This window comes from Caulobacter sp. AP07, assembly GCF_000281955.1.
In the GTDB taxonomy this organism is placed as follows: Bacteria; Pseudomonadota; Alphaproteobacteria; order Caulobacterales; family Caulobacteraceae; genus Caulobacter.
In genome coordinates this window covers 1-17,065 of the sequence record NZ_AKKF01000307.1, presented here as the reverse complement: position 1 = coordinate 17,065, position 17,065 = coordinate 1, and the positions used below count along the sequence as shown (strand labels likewise).

Below are 17,065 nucleotides of genomic sequence, written 5' to 3'. Positions count from 1 at the left end.
GGCTGGGGACATGCCCATGGGCATGTCCCCGACGGTTCCAGGTCCTCCCTGTCGAGGAGGACCTTGGTTCAGGAGGCCGTTAGGGCAGGGCGCTTTCGTTTCCGCGCCCCAGCTTCTATATCCAACCGCTCCCCGCGACTCCCGAAAGACCGACCGCCCCATGGCCCGCATCCTGATCACCTCCGCCCTGCCGTACATCAACGGCATCAAGCACCTGGGCAATCTGGCGGGATCGATGCTGCCGGCCGACGTCTATGCGCGGTTCCAGCGGGCTCGGGGCAACGACACCCTCTATATCTGCGCCACCGACGAGCACGGCACTCCGGCCGAGCTGGCCGCCGCCGCCGCCGGCCAGGACGTGGCCACCTACTGCGCCGAGCAGCACGTGCTGCAGCATGACGTCGGCCGGGCGTTCGGCCTGTCGTGGGACCATTTCGGGCGCTCGTCCTCGCCGCAGAACCATCGCCTGACCCAGCATTTCTGCGAGGTGCTGGAGGCGCGGGGCCTGATCGAGGAACGCGTCGACCAGATGGTCTATTCCATCGACGACGGCCGCTTCCTGCCCGACCGCTACATCGAAGGCACGTGCCCGCATTGCGGGTTTGAAAAAGCGCGCGGCGACCAGTGCGACAACTGCGGCAACCTGCTGGACCCCACCGACCTGAAGAACGCCTATTCGGTGATCTCCGGGTCGCGGAACCTGGAGGTGCGCGACACCCGCCACCTCTATCTTCTCCAGACCAGGATGGCCGACAAGATCCGGGCCTGGGTCGACAGCCATGCCGACTGGCCGCTGCTGGCCAAGTCGATCGCCTACAAGCACCTCGACGAAGGGCTGATCGATCGCGGCATCACCCGCGACCTGGCCTGGGGCATCCCCGTCACCAAGGGCGAGTTCCCGCGTCCGGGCTTCGAGGACAAGGTGTTCTACGTCTGGTTCGACGCGCCGATCGAATATATCGCCGCCACCCAGGAGTGGGCCGAGGCGGGCCCGGGCCGTGACTGGAAGTCGTGGTGGCGCACCGACGAGGGCGCCGCCGACGTCCGCTACGTGCAGTTCATGGGCAAGGACAACGTCGCCTTCCACACCGTCAGCTTCCCGGCCACGATCCTCGGCTCGCAAGAGCCGTGGAAGAGCGTCGACATGCTCAAGGCCTTCAACTGGCTCAACTGGTACGGCGGCAAGTTCTCGACCAGCAACCGGCGCGGCGTGTTCATGGACGCGGCGCTCGAATTGCTGCCGCCCGACCTGTGGCGCTGGTACCTGACCTCCAATTCGCCGGAGAGCTCGGACACCGCCTTCACCTGGGAGCAGTTCGCCAGCGCCGTGAACCGCGACCTGGCCGACGTGCTGGGCAATTTCGTCAACCGCATCCTGAAGTTCACCGAGAGCAAGTTCGACGGCGTGATCCCCGACGGCGGCGCGCCCGGTCCGCTGGAGGAGAAGCTCCACGCCGACGTCGCCGCGCGCCTGGCCGACCTGACCGAGCAGATGGACGGCATCGAGGTGCGCAAGAGCGCCCAGGCCCTGCGGGCGCTGTGGGTGGTCGGCAACGAGTACCTGCAGGAAGCCGCCCCGTGGACGGCGATCAAGACCGACCGTGACCGGGCCGCCGTGATCGTCCGCACGGCCCTGAACCTGGCGGCGCTCTATGCCCGCATCTCGGCGCCGTTCATCCCGTTCGCGGCCGAGAAGATCGGCGAGGCCTTCCAACTGGCCTGGCCGCCGGCCTGGCCGACCACCGACGCGGCGGCCGAACTGTCGACCCTGCCGGTGGGCTTGCCGGTGCGGGCGCCGGAGGTGCTGTTCAAGAAGATCGAGGACGAGCAGATCGCCGAATGGACGGCCCAGTTCGGCGGGGCGGAGTAGCACCTTTCCTTCTCCCCTTGCGGGAGAAGGTGGCCTCGCGGAGCGAGGTCGGATGAGGGGTCGATAAACGGGTCAGCCGCGAGCGGTGGGTAGGTCGGTGCGACCCCTCATCCGTCGGCTTCGCCGCCACCTTCTCCCGCAAGGGGAGAAGGAATCAGGGGAGGGTCTCAGACATGTCTTCCGCCTCCCGCCTCGGCCTGTTCTACGTCGTCTCCTACCTGGGGACCGGCGTCAGCCTGCCGTTCATCGCCACCTATTTCCACGCCCGCGGCCTGAGCGGCGCGCAGATCGGGCTGATCCTGGCCCTGCCGATGCTGATCCGGCCGTTCACCGGGCCGGCCCTGGCGGTCTGGGCCGACGGCTTCGCCCTGCGGCGCACGCCGATGGCCTGGCTGGCCCTGGGGGCGGGGGCCGGCTACATCGCCATGCTGGCGGCGCCGGGCTTTTCGACCCTGCTGCTGTGCTGGCTGGTCGGCATGACCTGCCTGACCACCCTGACGCCGCTGGTCGACGTGATCGCCCTGCGGCGCTCGCGGATCGAGGGCTTCAACTACGGCCTGCCGCGCGGGGCCGGTTCGGCGGCCTTCATCGTCGGCAACCTGGCCATGGGGGCGCTCCTGACGGTCGCCGCGCCCAGCATCATCCCGATCTGGATCACCGTGGCCGTCCTCGGCTGCGCCCTGATCGCCGCCACCGTCGTGCCGCCGGACCGGGTCCACGAGACCGAGGTCGCGCCCGACAAGGCCGCGCGCTGGAAGGGGCTGGGCGCGCTGCTGCGCGACCGGACCTTCCTGCTGGCCGTGGTCACCGTCGGCCTGATCCAGGGAACCCACGCCTTCTATTACGGCTTCTCGACCCTGCTCTGGCGGCGGGAGGGGATCTCCGAGCCGATGATCGGCGTACTGTGGGGCGTCGGGGTCGCCGTCGAGGTCGGCTTCATGTGGTTCGCCGAGCCGTGGCGGCGCAAGGTCGGGCCCGAGCGCCTGCTGGTGCTGGGCGGGGCGGCGGCGGCGATCCGTTGGACGGCCCTGGCCTTCGCCCCGCCGCTGTGGCTGCTGTTCCCGTTGCAGGCCTTGCACGCCCTGACCTTCGCGGCCAGCTTCATGGCGTCCTTGCGGCTGATCGAGCGCCTGGCCCCGCCGCAGAGCGCCTCGGCCGCCCAGGCCATCAACTCGGCCCTGTCGGCCGGCTTCATGCTGGGCGTCGCCACCCTGGCCTCGGGCCCGCTGTTCGACGCCTTCGGCGTGAAGGGCTACCTGGTGATGGCCGCGATGGGCGGGCTGGGCCTGATCGGGGCCTTGAGGCTGACGCGGCTGGCGCCCCGATCAGGCTTCAAGGGTCAGATCTCGTAGTCGAGCTCGCCTTCCAGCCAGGCGACGATCCGCTCGGCGGCCTCGACAGGCTCCATGCTGGTCGTGTCGATCCGCAGTTCGGGATGCTCGGGGGCCTCATAGGGGCTGTCGATGCCGGTGAAGTTCTTCAGGTCGCCGGCTCGCGCCTTCTTGTACAGGCCCTTGACGTCGCGCTGCTCGGCCACCGCCAGCGGCGTGTCGACGAACACCTCGACGAACTCGCCGTCCTCAAGGATCTCCCGCGCCAGGCGGCGCTCGGCCCGGAACGGCGAGATGAAGGCGGTCAGCACGATCAGCCCGGCGTCAACCATCAGCTTGGCGACCTCGGCCACCCGGCGGATGTTCTCGACCCGGTCCTCCTCGGTGAAGCCGAGGTTCTTGTTGAGCCCGTGGCGGACATTGTCGCCGTCCAGCAGATAGGTGTGGCGGCCCAGGGCGTGCAGGCGCTTTTCGACCAGGTTGGCGATGGTCGACTTGCCGGCGCCCGACAGGCCGGTCAGCCAGACCACCCGGCCGCGCTGGCCCTTCAGCGCGGCGCGCGAGGCCTTGCTGACGTCGGTGTGCTGCCAGTGGATGTTGTCGGCCCGGCGCAGGGCGAAGTTCAGCAGGCCGGCCCCGACGGTGCGATTGCTGATCCGGTCGATCAGGATGAAGCCGCCCAGGTCGCGGTTGACCGTGTAGGGTTCGAAGGGGATGGCCTGGTCGAGCGACAGGTTGACCTCGCCGATCTCGTTCAGCTCCAGCCGCTTGGCGGCCAGGTGCTCGAGCGTGTTGACGTTCACCCGGTGCTTGATCTCGGTGACGCTGGCTCCGACCGTCCGCGCGCCGATCTTCAGCAGGTAGGAGCGGCCCGGGGGCAGGGGCTCGTCGTCCATCCAGACCACGGTGGCCTCGAACTGACCGGCCACGGCGACCGGGTTGTCGGCCGCGACCAGGATGTCGCCGCGGCTGACGTCGATCTCGTCGGCCAGGGTGATCGTCACCGACTGGCCGGCGAAGGCCTCGGGCAGGTCGTCGGGCAGGGTGACGATGCGGGCCACGGTGCTTTCGCGGCCCGAGGGCAGCGACTTGACCTTGTCGCCCGGCCGGACCGTGCCGGCGGCGATCTGGCCGGAGAAGCCCCGGAAGTCGAGATTGGGCCGGTTGACCCACTGCACGGGCATGCGGAACGACTGGCCCCGCAGATCGTCCTCGACCTCGACGCCTTCCAGCCAGTCCATCAGGATCGGACCGTCGAACCATGGCGAATCCTCGCCCCGGCTGGCCATGTTGGCCCCGGTCAGGCCCGAGATCGGGATCGGGGTGAAGGTCGCAAGGCCGATCTGGTCGGCGAAGGCGCGATAGTCGGCGACGATCCTGTCGAACACCGCCTTGTCCCAGCCGACCAGGTCCATCTTGTTGACCGCCAGCACCACGTGGCGGATGCCCAGCAGCTTGACGAGATAGGAGTGGCGGCGGGTCTGGGTCAGCACGCCCTTGCGGGCGTCGATCAGGATCACGGCGGCGTCGGCGGTCGAGGCGCCGGTGACCATGTTGCGGGTATATTGCTCGTGGCCGGGGGTGTCGGCGACGATGAACTTGCGCTTGTCGGTCGCGAAGAACCGGTAGGCGACGTCGATGGTGATGCCCTGCTCGCGCTCGGCGGCCAGGCCGTCGACCAGCAGGGCGAAGTCGATCGCCCCGCCTTGCGTGCCGACCCGCTTGGAGTCGGCCTCGAGGGCCGCCATCTGGTCCTCGAAGATCATCTTGCTGTCGTAGAGCAGCCGGCCGATCAGGGTCGACTTGCCGTCGTCCACCGAGCCGCAGGTGATGAAGCGCAGCAGCGACTTGTGCTGGTGGGCCAGCAGATAGGCGTCGATGTCGTCGGCGATCAGGTCGGAGGGCTTGTAGATCGTATTCACTAGAAATAGCCCTCCTGCTTCTTCTTCTCCATCGAGGCGGACTGGTCATGGTCGATGACCCGTCCCTGGCGCTCGCTGGTGGTGGTCAGCAGCATTTCCTGGATCACCTCGGGCAGGGTGGAGGCGGTGCTCTCGACCGCGCCGGTCAGCGGATAGCAGCCCAGGGTGCGGAACCGCACGCTCTTCATCTGCGGGACCTCGCCGGGCCGCAGGCGGAAACGGTCGTCGTCGACCATGATCAGCGACCCGTCGCGCTCGACCACCGGCCGCTCGGCCGCGAAGTACAGCGGCACGATCGGGATGTTCTCCAGGTGGATGTACTGCCAGACGTCCAGCTCGGTCCAGTTGGAGATCGGGAACACCCGCAGGCTTTCGCCGGGGTGCTTGCGGGTGTTGTAGAGCTTCCACAGCTCGGGGCGCTGGTCCTTGGGGTCCCACCGCTGCTCGGCCGAGCGGAAGCTGAACACCCGCTCCTTGGCGCGGCTCTTCTCCTCGTCTCGGCGGGCGCCGCCGAAGGCCGCGTCGAAGCCGTACTTGGCCAGGGCCTGTTTCAGGCCCTCGGTCTTCCAGAGGTCGGTGTGCAGGGCGCTGCCGTGGTCGAACGGGTTGATGCCGCGCGCCTGCGCCTCCGGGTTCTTGTGGACCAAAAGGTCAAAGCCCAGCCGTTCGGCGATGGTGTCGCGCAGTTCGTACATGGCCCGGAACTTCCAGGTCGTGTCGACGTGCAGCAGCGGGAAGGGCGGCTTGGAGGGATAGAACGCCTTGGCGGCCAGGTGCAGCATCACCGCGCTGTCCTTGCCGATCGAATACAGCATGACCGGCCGCTCGCACTCGGCGGCGACCTCGCGCAGGATGTGGATGCTCTCGGCTTCCAGCCGCTGAAGGTGCGTCAGCCTCGCCGGGGACAAGAGGGCCGGAGTCTGCGCGCTCATGGACGGGTCCGCAAAGGCGTCGTGCGACAGAGAGGCGACTTGGGTAGGGGGCAAAACGCGCATCCGCAAATGGAAAGCTCCGCCCTCGCGCACAAACGCGAGGCCGGTCGATGATCCTATGGCCTGGACCTAGGTCTCGGGGGCGGAGCGAGCAAGGCGGTGAAAACTGTAGGCGCTGTGAGCTTCGATGGCAGGCGGGCCGGCGCGCGCCGCTTTTCATGACCAAAAGTTCATTCGAGCCCGGCCGCGAATTATCGCATAACGTCGCTATCGGAATATGGGCCTGCCGATGTCCGCTCTGGCTGAATTCTTCGCTGCGATCATGCTCTGGCTTTCGGCCATGGCGCTGTGCCAGTTTGGCGTGGTGGTGGACCGACACGTCAAGACTCCGCCGAAGGCCGAGCGCACCGTCGCCCGCACGCCCCGCCAGCAGGCTGTCGAGAGCACGACGGCCTGTCCCCACCGTCAGACCGTGGCCGCCAGCGCCTGAACCCCTTGCGGGGCGACCTTCGCCCGTGACGGGAAAACCGCCGGAACCCGCTATGCGCGCGGGCTTTTCGCCGCTAGGTTTGTGCGTTGCGCGAGGGTGGGGCGTCCGCGCGGCGGAAGTTCATCCGGCCCCATGCCGTTCGCCCTGGGACTATGGCTGCGTATGAAGCCTAAGAAGCGCCAACCGCTTGATTTCTCCGGCATTCCTCTGGAACCGCCGGTCGAGGATTTCGGCCGCCAGGCCGAGCCCGAGACGGATGCGCCGGTCAGCGAACCCGACCTGGATCTCGACATCGCGGCCGTGCCGGAAGCTCCGACCCCGCCGAATCTCGATCGCGGCCCGCTGGGTCTCGATCCCGAACCCGCGCCGATTCCGGCGCCCGAGACGCCCCGCGCCAGCGCCCGGCGCGGTTTCTTCGCGTCCACGCCCAAGCCGCAGCCCAAGTTGCCGGAACCGGCGCCTGAGCCCGAGGCCGTCGCGGCCCCGGAACCTGAAGTCCCGGAACCCGAAGTCAGCTGGCCGGAAGCTCAGGCTCCGGAAATCAAGGCCCCGGAACCTCAGCCCGAACCCGCGCCGTTCATGCCGTACGCCTCGCGCGCCAAACGCAACGCCCGGGTCGAACCCGAGCCGCACGCGCCGTTGCCGTCCTTCCTGACCGCCTCGGCCGCCCAGCCGCCCGCCCCGGTGGTCGAACCCGAACCGCCAATTCCGTCGCGACGTTCGGAAGCCGCTGTTTCCCCGCCGCGCGAAACTTCGCCGACCACCCAGGTCGCCGCGCAGCCGACGCCCTTGTCGACCTATGAGGACAAGAAGCCGATGCCGGCCCCGCTGTTCTGGAGCCTGGCCGTCGCGGCCGCCGCGCTCTGGACCCTGGCGCCGCTGGCCTTCGCCCTCGGTTACGGCGCGGGCGTGCCGGCCCTGAAGGTCGACCAGTTCGCCCTGCTGGTGTTCGCGGCCCTGGCGATCGGGCCGGCCATCTTCACCCTGCTGGGCGCCTACATGCTGCGCCAGGCCATGGGTGTTTCGGCCGAACTGAAGCGCAATCGGGTCATGACCGACCGTCTGCTGACCCCCGCCGCCCTGGCCGCGGTCGGCGTCACCAACGCGGTCGAAGGCATCCGCGCCGAGATCGACGCCGCCACGGCCGCCGCCGACGAGGCGCGGGTCCGCGTCCAAGCGCTGCGCGAAGCCCTGGCCGAAGAGACCCTGGCCCTCACCCAGGCGACCGGCGAGTCGGCCCGCATGGCCAAGCAACTGGCCGAGGGCCTGGGCCACGAGCGCCAGGCGATGCACGCCCTGTCGACGTCGCTGGACGCCCAGTCCACCGCCGTGGTCGACGCCATCGGCAGCCAGGCCCGCATGGTCGCCGAGGCCTCCGACCTGGCCGAGACCCAGCTGCGCGAGGCCGAGGCCGCCCTGGCCGCCCGCGCCGCCGACCTGGCCGCCGCCGCCGGCGAGGCGTCCGACGCCGCGCGGGTCGGGGCCGAAGACCTGTCGCGCCAGATCGCCCGCCTGGAAACCGCCGGCCAGGGGGTCGGCGACCAGATGTCCGCCGTCGAACGCAACCTGGCCCAGCAACGCGCCGCCCTGGTGGCCGCCAGCCAGTCTCTGCGCACCGACCAGGAGGACTTCGCCTCCGAGGCCGAGACCCGCACCGCCCAGCTCACCGAGTTCATCGGCCACACCCGGGCCGGCGCCACCGAGATGGGCGACATGGCGGCCATGGGCGCCGAGGTTCTGCGTGGCCTGATCGGCGCGGCGGCCGAGCAACTGCGCGAAGTCGCCGAGACCGCCCGCGCCGAGCGCGAGGCCCTGGCGGCCGAGACCTCCAGCGCCATCGCCGCCCTGGCCAGCGCGGCCGGCGGTCAACGCAGCGACCTTGAAAGCGCCCTCAACGAGGCGCTCGACGCCATGGCCGCGGCCGCCCGCAAGGCCAGCGAAGGAGTCGAGCAACGGGTCGAGACCGCGCGTGGCCGGGTCGACCAGCTCAACGAGATCGCCTTCGCCGCCGGCCAGAAGGCCGACACGGTGTTCGAGTCCCGCATGGACGAGGCCCGCGACCTGATCGAACAGTCGGCCCAGGTGGTCGAACAGGCCGGGGCTCGCACGGCCCTGAAGCTGGCCGAAAGCGTCGAGACCGCCCGCGCCACCATCGCCGAGATGGAGTCGATGCTGGCCGATGTCGGCCGTCGCACCGCCGACCTGCCGGCCGAGGCCCTGGCGCGAGCCAACGAAGTCCGGGCCCAGATCGACCACGGCATCGAGTCCCTGCGACTGGCCGCCCGCCAGACCGCCGAGGAAACCGCGGCGATCGACCAGGCCTTCCAGGAACGCGTGCGGCGCAACTACGACATGCTCAGCGAAGCGGTCAGCCGGATGGGCGCGGCCGTCCCCACGCCCCAGGCGCCGGCGCGGGCTCCGCCGCCGCTGCGCCAGGCGCAGGCCGTTCCGCCGCCGCCAGTTCCGCCACCCGTGGCTCCGCCGCCTGTCGCGCCGCCGGCCAATGAACCCTCGGCCGACGACATCGGCCTGCGTCCGCGCCTGCGCCTGACGCCCACCGCCACGGACGACGAGTTCCGCTCGGTGTTCGACGCCGCCGGCGGCCGCAACGCCGCCCCGCAGGCGCCGGCCCCGTCGAGCGAACGGGCCGAACCGCCGGGCGGCTGGTCATGGCGCAACCTGCTGTCGGGCCTGGAAAGCGCCGCGCCGGGCGACGCCGCCCTGGGCGAGAAGATGGCCGCCGAGATCCTGGCCATGGGCATCGACCCGGCGGCCCTGCTGCCGCGTGGCCGCATCGACGAGATCGCCGCCACCATCCAGACCCACGACGGGGCCGGGGCTCGCGAGGTGGTCAAGAAGCTGGCGCCCGCCGCCATTCGCCGGCTGGTCCGCCGTCTGTTCTCCGACGCCCCGCTGCGCAGCGACGCCGAGCGCTTCCTGCGCCGCTATTCGGGCATGATGGACGAGGCCTCGGAACAGGATCGCGAAGGCTTCCTGGTGGCGGCCCTGCTGTCGTCGGACGCCGGCCGCGCCTACCTGCTGCTGGACGCCGCGTTCGGCGACCTGGCCTAGAGGCATGGGCCTGACGTGAAACGCCTCTTCGACGCCGCGGCCTCGGGCGCGGCCTTGCTGGTCCTGGCCCTGCCGCTGCTGGTCCTGGCGACGATCGTGCGCCTGACCTCGCCCGGTCCGGCGCTGTACTGGTCGCGGCGGGTAGGGCGCGGCAACCGGCTGTTCTCGATGCCCAAGTTCCGCACCATGCGGATCGACACGCCGGAGGTCGCCACCCATCTGCTCGACGACCCTGACCGCTGGCTGACGCCGCCGGGGGGCTTCCTGCGCAAGGCCAGCCTCGACGAGTTGCCGCAGCTGTGGAGCGTGCTGGTCGGCGACATGAGCCTGGTCGGGCCGAGGCCGGCGCTGTTCAACCAGCACGACCTGACAGCCCTGCGCACCGAGGCCGGCGTCGAAGCCTTGCGGCCGGGCGTCACTGGCTGGGCGCAGATCAACGGCCGGGACGAGATCGCCATTCCGGAGAAGGTGGCGCTGGACGCCGAGTATCTGCGGCGACGGGGGTTCCTGTTCGACCTGCGGATCCTGCTGTGGACCGTGCTGCCGGTGATGACCGGCAAGGGCGTGACGCGGTAGGGCGAGTCAACGAAGTCGAGTGCTGATGGGGACGTGCGCATGCGCATGTCCCCATCCTTCGAGGGCGAGGTTTAGGCGAGCGTCGCGTAAGCCCCCTCCAGCGCCGCCACGAACACCGGATTGCCCGCCAGCGCCCGGCTGAACACCGGCTCCAGCTTCAGGAACTGGCCGACGTCGGCGCGGGCGTCGCCGGTGCAGGCGGCGGCCGTTTCGACCAGGCGGTCGGCCAGCGGGTCGACGATCGCCACGCCCTCGGCGGCGCGGCGGCGGACGAAACGCATCCAGGCGGCCAGGGGCAGGGTCAGGCGGTCGACCGGGCGGCCGGCGGCCAGGGCGTCGGCGACCGTGCCCAGGAGGCGGAACGGCAGCTTCTGCGAACCGTCCCAGGCGATCTGGGCCAGCAGGTGGCGGATTTCCGGATTGCGGAACCGGCCGAGGATCGCCTGGGCGTAGGCGGCCAGGTCCAGGCCGCGTGGCGCGGTCAGGGTGGGGATGATGTCCTGGACCATCAGGTCCTCGGCCAGCCGCGCCAGGTCAGCGTCGCTGATCGCCTCGAACACCGTCTCATGGCCCTTCAGCAGGCCGGCATAGGCGATGGTCGAGTGCACGCCGTTCAGCAGTCGCAGCTTGGCGCGCTCGAAGCCGCGCACGTCGTCGGTCAGGGTGACGCCGACGCTGGCCAGGTCCGGGGCGCCCCCATTTTCTGAAGGCGGTCCCAGCACGTCCTCGACCACCCACTGGGTGAAGGCCTCACGCTGGATCGGCCAGGCGTCGGTCAGGCCGGTGGCGGCCTCGACGCGGGCCCGCAGGGCGTCGTCGGTGGCGGGGGTGATGCTGTCGACCATGGTGCGCGGGAAGCGGGCTTCGGTCTCGATCCAGGCGGCCAGGACCGGATCCACGGCCTGGGCGAAGGCGACGGTCGCCGCCTTCAGCCGCCAGCCGTTGTCGGCGAGGTTGTCGCAGGCCACCACGGCGTAGGGGGGCAGGCCCGCCTGATGCCGGCGGCGCAGACCCTCGACGATGTAGCCGATGACGCTGACCGGCTCGCGCGGGCTGGCCAGGTCATGGACGATGTCGGGGTGGGCGGTGTCGAGCTTGCCGTCGCCGGTCAGGCAGTAGCCCTTCTCGGTCACGGTCAGGGTGACCATGCGCGTATGCGGCGCGGCCAGGCGGGCGAACACGGCCGGCGGGTCCTCGGGCGCGACCAGCACCTCGAGGATCGACCCCACGACGCGGAACGTGGTTTCGGCGTCGAGCTGGGCCAGGGTGTAGAGGCCGTCCTGCGGCTGCAGGGCGTCGCGGACGCCGGGGCTCTTCAGCGACACGGCGCTGATCCCCCAGCGCGGGTCCTTGGCCAGCAGCTGGTCGAAATAGAAGGCCTGGTGGGCGCGATGGAAAGCGCCGGGGCCGAAGTGCACGACACCGACCGTGACCTTGTCGCGGTCATAGGCGGGCAGGGCGACGCCGGGAATGGCGGCGGGGAAGCTGACGGCGTTCAGGCGCAGCGGGCGGGAGAGCGTTTCGGTCGTCAAAGCGTTACACCTGTCTTCCAGATGGCGATTTCGCGTTCGCCGTTGAGTTCGGCCTTGGTCGGCTGGCCCGAGGCTGTGGCCACGACCAGATCCATCAGGGAGTCGGCCGCTGCGTCCATGGTCTGGCCCGACAGCACGACCCCCGCGTCGAAGTCGATCCAGCCCGGCTTGCGGACGGCCAGGGCGCTGTTGGACGCGATTTTCAGGGTGGGGGCGGGGAAGCCCAGTGGCGTGCCGCGGCCGGTGGTGAACAGGATCACCGTCGCCCCCGCCGCCGTCAGGGCGGTGGACGAGACCGCGTCGTTGCCGGGGGCCTCCAGCAGGGCCAGGCCGTGCGGCCCCACCCGTTCGCCGTAGCGCAGCACCGAGGCCAGGGGCGAGCGCCCGCCCTTCTGCACCGCGCCCAGGGATTTCTCCTCCAGGGTGGTGATGCCGCCGGCGATGTTGCCGGGGGAGGGGTTCTCGTAGATCGGCTGGTGGTTGTCGATGAAGTAGCGCTTGAAGTCGTCGATCACCCGCACCGCGCCGTCGAACACGTCCTGGCTGGCGGCGCGCGACAGCAGCACCTGCTCGGCCCCGAACACCTCGGGAATCTCGGTCAGCACCGGCGTGCCGCCGGCGTCGGAGACCTTGTCGGCGATGCGGCCGACCAGCGGATTGGCGGTGACGCCGGAAAACCCGTCCGACCCGCCGCACTTGAGGCCGACCACCAGGTCCGACAGCGGCGACGGCTGGCGGCGGTCGCGTTCGGCGATTTCGACCAGGGCCTCGATGGCCGCCAGGCCGTCCTCGAATTCGTCCTCGACCATCTGGGTGGTGAAGGACCGCAGGCGCTGAGGATCCAGGTCCGGCGCCGATTCCAGCAGGGCCTTCAGCTGGTTGTTCTCGCAGCCCAGGCCGAGGATCAGCACGCCGCCGGCGTTGGGGTGGGCGGCCAGGCCGGCGATCAGCTTGCGGGTATGGGTCAGGTCGTCGCCCAGTTGCGAGCAGCCGAACGGGTGGGGGAAGGCGAACACCCCGTCCACCCGGCCGGCGAACCGGGCGTTGGCCTTTTCGGCGATCCGCCGCGCGGTGTTGGCCACGCAGCCGACCGTGCACAGCACCCAGATCTCGTTGCGGGTGCCGACCCGGCCGTTCCTGCGGCGATAGCCCAGGAAGGTCCCGGCGGGCGGGGCTTCGTGCGCGGCGGGGGCGGCGGCCGCGTAAGCGAAGTCCTCGACGCCCGACAGCCGCGTCTCGACATTGTGGACGTGTACGTGGTCTCCGACCGCGATGTCGGCCGTGGCCCGGCCGATCGGCCAGCCGTATTTCAGCACGTCGCCGCCGGAAGCCACGGCCGCCACGGCGATCTTGTGGCCCTTGGGGATGTCGGCGCGGGCAGTGATCGCCACGCCATGCAGGTTCAGCGTCTCGCCGGCCGCCAGGTCGCGCAACGCCGTCGCCACGTGGTCGCGCGGGTCGACGCCGTGGATCGATTCGGAGGGGGCGGAGGTCGTTTCGGTCATCAAAGTCTTGGTCATCGCGACGTTTCGTGTTGCCATCCTCGCCAGCGCGCCGAGGAAACCGGTGTCACCATAGAGCAATTACGCCTGTCAGGGCATCTGTAGCGACGCCGCCCTCGGTAGAGTATGACAAAACAAAACAACGATCGCCGCATGGAAACGCCTTGACCTTGTCCAAGACCCCCCTGACGGCCGCCGACAACGCGGAATCCGACACCGACCGCGAAGGCGGGGGCCTCGAAGGCGGGCGCAAGCGCGCCACGATCAACGACATCGCCCGTCTGGCCGGGGTGTCCAAGAAAACCGTCTCGCGGGTCATCAACCAGTCGCCGTTCGTGCGCGACGAGACGCGCGAGCGGATCGAGGCGGTGATCGCCGAGTGGGGCTACGCCCCCGACCCCCAGGCCCGGGGCCTGGCGTTCCGCCGCTCGTTCCTGATCGGCATGATCTACGACAACCCCAACCCGCAATATGTCGTCAACATGCAGCTGGGTCTGCTGGACGGCATCCGGGGGTCGGGGTTCGAGCTGGTGGTGCACCCTTGCGACCGCTCCAGCCCGACCTTCCTGCTGGACGTGCGCACCTTCGTGGAGCGCCAGAAGCTGTTCGGGGTCGTGCTGCCGCCGTCGGTTTCGGAAGACGAGCGGGTGGCCAAGCTGCTGCGCGAGATCGGCTGCGAATATATCCGCATCGCCTCGGTCGAGCTGGACAAGCCCGAGCACATGATCGTCGGTCACGACCGGCTGGGCAGCGCTGCCATGGGCGCGCACCTGGTCGAGTTGGGCCACAAGAAGATCGGTTTCATCACCGGTCTGCCCAGCTTCCGGTCGTCGCACGAGCGGCGAGGGGGCTTCGAGGACGCCCTGATCGAGGGCGGGCTGAAGCTGGATCCCGACTATGTCGTCCAGGGCGCCTACACCTTCGAGTCGGGCCTGGCCTGCGGCGAGGCGCTGCTGGCCATGACCCCCAGGCCGACCGCGATCTTCGCCGGCAACGACGAAATGGCCGCCGGCGTGCTGCAGGCGGCGCGTCGAGCGGGCCTGCAGGTGCCGGCCGACCTGACCGTGGTCGGGTTCGACGACTTCCAGATCGCCCAGGCCGTCTGGCCGCCCCTGACGACCATCCACATCCCGACCCGCGAAGTGGGGCGGATCGCCGCCGAGAAGCTGATCGGCGCCGCGGCCCGCGAGAAGCGCGACCCCAACAGCACGATCCCCTATCTTGTCGTTCGCGAGTCGTCTGGACCCCCGCCCTCGGTTTAGGGTGAGGCGCGTCGGAGGAGCTTGCACCACACTCTGACACCGGTTACCAAGCGCGTCGAAGCGGCCCGCGAAGGCCGTCGGCGGATTAGGGAGTAGAGAGCAGCCATGGCTCGGCCTCTGGTATTTCACGAAGACCGCCTGTTTCCCGCCGACGAGCGGACGCGGGGCATCGCCCGGGCGCTGTATGGCCAGGTCAAGGACCTGCCGATCATCAGCCCGCACGGCCATACCGATCCGTCGTGGTTCGCGACCAACGATCCGTTCGAGGACGCCACCGACCTGCTGCTGGCGCCCGACCACTACCTGTTCCGCATGCTCTACAGCCAGGGGATCTCGCTCGAGAGCCTGAAGGTGCGCTCCAAGGCCGGCGTCCCGGCCACGGATCCGCGCGCGGCCTGGCGGCTGTTGGCCCAGAACTTCCACCTGTTCCGCGGCACGCCGTCCTGGATTTGGTTGAACCACGTGTTCAGCAAGGTGTTCGGCTTCGACGTCTTCCTGGGCGCCGACACCGCCGACCTCTATTTCGACCGGATCAACGAGGCCCTGGCCACCGAGGCCTTCCGCCCGCGCGCCCTGTTCGACCGCTTCAACATCGAGACCCTGGCCACCACCGAGGGGCCGCAGGACAGCCTCAAGCACCACCACGCCATCCGCGACAGCGGCTGGGGCGGCCATGTGATCACCGCCTACCGTCCCGACGCGGTCATCGATTTCGAGGACGAGCGTTTCGGCCGGTCGTTCGACCGCTTCGCCGAGGTCTCGGGCCAGGACGTCACCAGCTGGCGGGGCTATCTGGAGGGCCACCGCGTCCGCCGCGCCGCCTTCATCGACGCCGGCGCCACCTCCAGCGACCACGGCCACCCGACCGCCGCCACCGCCGATCTCAACGACATCGAGGCCGAGGCCCTGTTCCAGAGCCTGCTGAAGGGCGAGGTCACCCCGGCCAAGGCCGAGCTGTTCCGCGCCCAGATGCTGACCGAGATGGCCAAGATGAGCCTGGACGACGGGCTGGTCATGCAGATCCACCCCGGCTCGCACCGCAACCACAATGTCAGCCTGCTGGCCAGCCACGGCCGCGACAAGGGCGCCGACATCCCGATGCGCACCGAATATGTCGATGCGCTGAAGCCGCTGCTGAGCAGGTTCGGCAACGACCCGCGCCTGTCGATCATCCTCTTCACCCTGGACGAGACCGTCTACAGCCGCGAACTGGCCCCGCTGGCCGGCCACTATCCGGTGCTGAAGCTGGGCCCTTCCTGGTGGTTCCACGACAGCCCCGAGGGCATGATGCGGTTCCGCGAGCAGGTCACCGAGACGGCGGGTTTCTACAATACCGTCGGCTTCAACGACGACACCCGCGCCTTCCTGTCGATTCCGGCCCGCCACGATGTGGCCCGCCGCGTCGACAGCGCCTTCCTGGCCCGCATGGTCGCCGAGCACCGCATGGACGACGTCGAGGCCGCCGAACTGATCGTCGACCTGACGTACAACCTGCCTAAGAAGGCCTACAGGCTCGATCAACGGCCCAGCTGGGCGCGACCGGTTCAGCCGATCAAACACGCCGCCGAATAGATTTTCCGGAGTTTCCAGATGTTCGCCAAGACCTACCACGCCACCCACCCCGACATGATGTACGCGGTCAGCAACGACGACCTGCGCGACCGCTACCTGATGCAGGGCCTGTTCGCGGCTGACGAGATCGTGCTGCAGTACAACCACGCCGAACGCTTCGTGATCGGTGGCGCGGCCCCGGTCTCCAAGGGCGTCAAGCTGCCCGACCAGACCGAGCCCGCCTCGGCCGCCGGCCACCCGTTCCTGGAGCGCCGCGAACTGGGCGCGATCAATGTCGGCGGCGGCAAGGGCAAGGTCACGGTCGACGGCGTGGTCTACGACATCGAGCCGCGCGACGGCATCTACGTGACCATGGGCTCCAAGGACGTGGTGTTCGAAAGCGTCGACGCCGCCAATCCGGCCCGCTTCTACCTCACCAGCCTGCCGGCGCACGCCGCCTTCGAGACCAAGAAGCTGGTGTTCGCCGACGCCATCCCGCTGGAACGCGGCGCGCTGGAGACCTCCAACGAACGCACCATCTACCAGTACATCGTGCCCACCACCTGCAAGTCGGCCCAACTGCTGCTGGGCATGACGGTGCTGAAGCCGGGCAGCGTCTGGAACACCATGCCGCCCCACCTGCACGACCGCCGCTCGGAAGCCTATTTCTACTTCGGTCTCGGCGAGAACGACCGGGTGTTCCACTACATGGGCGAGCCGGACGAGATGCGTCACATCGTGATCGCCGACCAGGAAGCCGTGATGAGCCCGCCGTGGTCGATCCACATGGGCTCGGGCACCTCGAACTACACGTTCATCTGGGCCATGGGCGGCGAGAACCTCGACTATACCGACATGAACGTGCTGGACATCTGCCAGCTGAAGTAGGGGCGGGGACCGCTCCACTTCTCTGCGGCTGTCATCCCGGCCGTAGCGAAGCGAAGAGCCGGGACCGCCGCAAGCGCATGCGTTTGCGGCAGTCCCGGATCGGCCTTTCAGGTCGTCCGGGATGACAACTTTTGCAG

General features: G+C 69.4%; 12 protein-coding genes. 8 read left to right on the top strand and 4 right to left on the bottom strand.

Going from position 1 to position 17,065, the window contains the following annotated elements; all coding sequences use genetic code 11:
* Positions 1-160 precede the first annotated feature (160 nt).
* Together metG and PMI01_RS25475 are read left to right on the top strand one after the other, a co-directional pair.
* On the top strand, positions 161-1,870 hold the full coding sequence (metG, locus tag PMI01_RS25480) for a methionine--tRNA ligase (protein ID WP_007676575.1): 1,710 nt from the start codon (positions 161-163) through the stop codon (positions 1,868-1,870).
* A gap of 173 nt (positions 1,871-2,043) precedes the next feature.
* Positions 2,044-3,222, top strand: a complete 1,179-nt coding sequence (locus PMI01_RS25475; protein WP_007676573.1) for an MFS transporter — start codon at positions 2,044-2,046, stop codon at positions 3,220-3,222.
* On the opposite strand, the gene cysN is transcribed toward PMI01_RS25475, so the two are convergent.
* Both cysN and cysD read right to left on the bottom strand, forming a co-directional pair.
* Positions 3,210-5,114 carry a sulfate adenylyltransferase subunit CysN gene (gene cysN, locus PMI01_RS25470; RefSeq protein ID WP_035038510.1) on the bottom strand — a complete coding sequence of 635 codons (1,905 nt, stop codon included), beginning with the start codon at positions 5,112-5,114 and terminating at the stop codon, positions 3,210-3,212. The genes PMI01_RS25475 and cysN overlap by 13 nt on opposite strands.
* Before the next feature lie 8 nt (positions 5,115-5,122).
* The gene (gene cysD, locus PMI01_RS25465) at positions 5,123-6,055 is read right to left on the bottom strand and encodes a sulfate adenylyltransferase subunit CysD (protein ID WP_007676560.1); all 933 of its coding nucleotides are present in this window, start codon (positions 6,053-6,055) and stop codon (positions 5,123-5,125) included.
* Between the two features lie 289 nt (positions 6,056-6,344).
* On the opposite strand from cysD, the gene PMI01_RS25460 reads away from it, so the two are divergent.
* From PMI01_RS25460 to PMI01_RS25450, 3 genes are all read left to right on the top strand, one after another.
* Positions 6,345-6,545, top strand: coding sequence for a hypothetical protein (locus tag PMI01_RS25460; RefSeq protein ID WP_007676557.1), 201 nt, complete (start codon positions 6,345-6,347; stop codon positions 6,543-6,545).
* A gap of 162 nt (positions 6,546-6,707) precedes the next feature.
* Complete coding sequence (locus PMI01_RS25455; protein WP_051990035.1) at positions 6,708-9,617, top strand: hypothetical protein; 2,910 nt, start codon at positions 6,708-6,710, stop codon at positions 9,615-9,617.
* 15 nt (positions 9,618-9,632) lie between these two features.
* On the top strand, positions 9,633-10,193 hold the full coding sequence (locus PMI01_RS25450) for a sugar transferase (RefSeq protein WP_007676550.1): 561 nt from the start codon (positions 9,633-9,635) through the stop codon (positions 10,191-10,193).
* Positions 10,194-10,264: 71 nt separating this feature from the next.
* Here PMI01_RS25450 and PMI01_RS25445 read toward each other — a convergent pair whose 3' ends face one another.
* Together PMI01_RS25445 and PMI01_RS25440 are read right to left on the bottom strand one after the other, a co-directional pair.
* Positions 10,265-11,725 (bottom strand): mannitol dehydrogenase family protein, encoded by a 1,461-nt coding sequence (locus PMI01_RS25445; RefSeq protein ID WP_007676548.1) that lies wholly within the window; start codon positions 11,723-11,725, stop codon positions 10,265-10,267.
* Positions 11,722-13,230 (bottom strand): UxaA family hydrolase, encoded by a 1,509-nt coding sequence (locus PMI01_RS25440; RefSeq protein ID WP_035038507.1) that lies wholly within the window; start codon positions 13,228-13,230, stop codon positions 11,722-11,724. The genes PMI01_RS25445 and PMI01_RS25440 overlap by 4 nt, the downstream gene beginning before the upstream one ends.
* A gap of 161 nt (positions 13,231-13,391) precedes the next feature.
* On the opposite strand from PMI01_RS25440, the gene PMI01_RS25435 reads away from it, so the two are divergent.
* From PMI01_RS25435 to kduI, 3 genes are all read left to right on the top strand, one after another.
* Positions 13,392-14,489: a LacI family DNA-binding transcriptional regulator gene (locus PMI01_RS25435; protein WP_007676542.1), complete on the top strand. Its 1,098-nt coding sequence runs from the start codon at positions 13,392-13,394 to the stop codon at positions 14,487-14,489.
* Between the two features lie 105 nt (positions 14,490-14,594).
* On the top strand, positions 14,595-16,061 hold the full coding sequence (uxaC, locus tag PMI01_RS25430) for a glucuronate isomerase (protein WP_007676537.1): 1,467 nt from the start codon (positions 14,595-14,597) through the stop codon (positions 16,059-16,061).
* Positions 16,062-16,079: 18 nt separating this feature from the next.
* Complete coding sequence (gene kduI, locus PMI01_RS25425; RefSeq protein WP_007676528.1) at positions 16,080-16,928, top strand: 5-dehydro-4-deoxy-D-glucuronate isomerase; 849 nt, start codon at positions 16,080-16,082, stop codon at positions 16,926-16,928.
* The last annotated feature ends 137 nt before the right edge of the window (positions 16,929-17,065 follow it).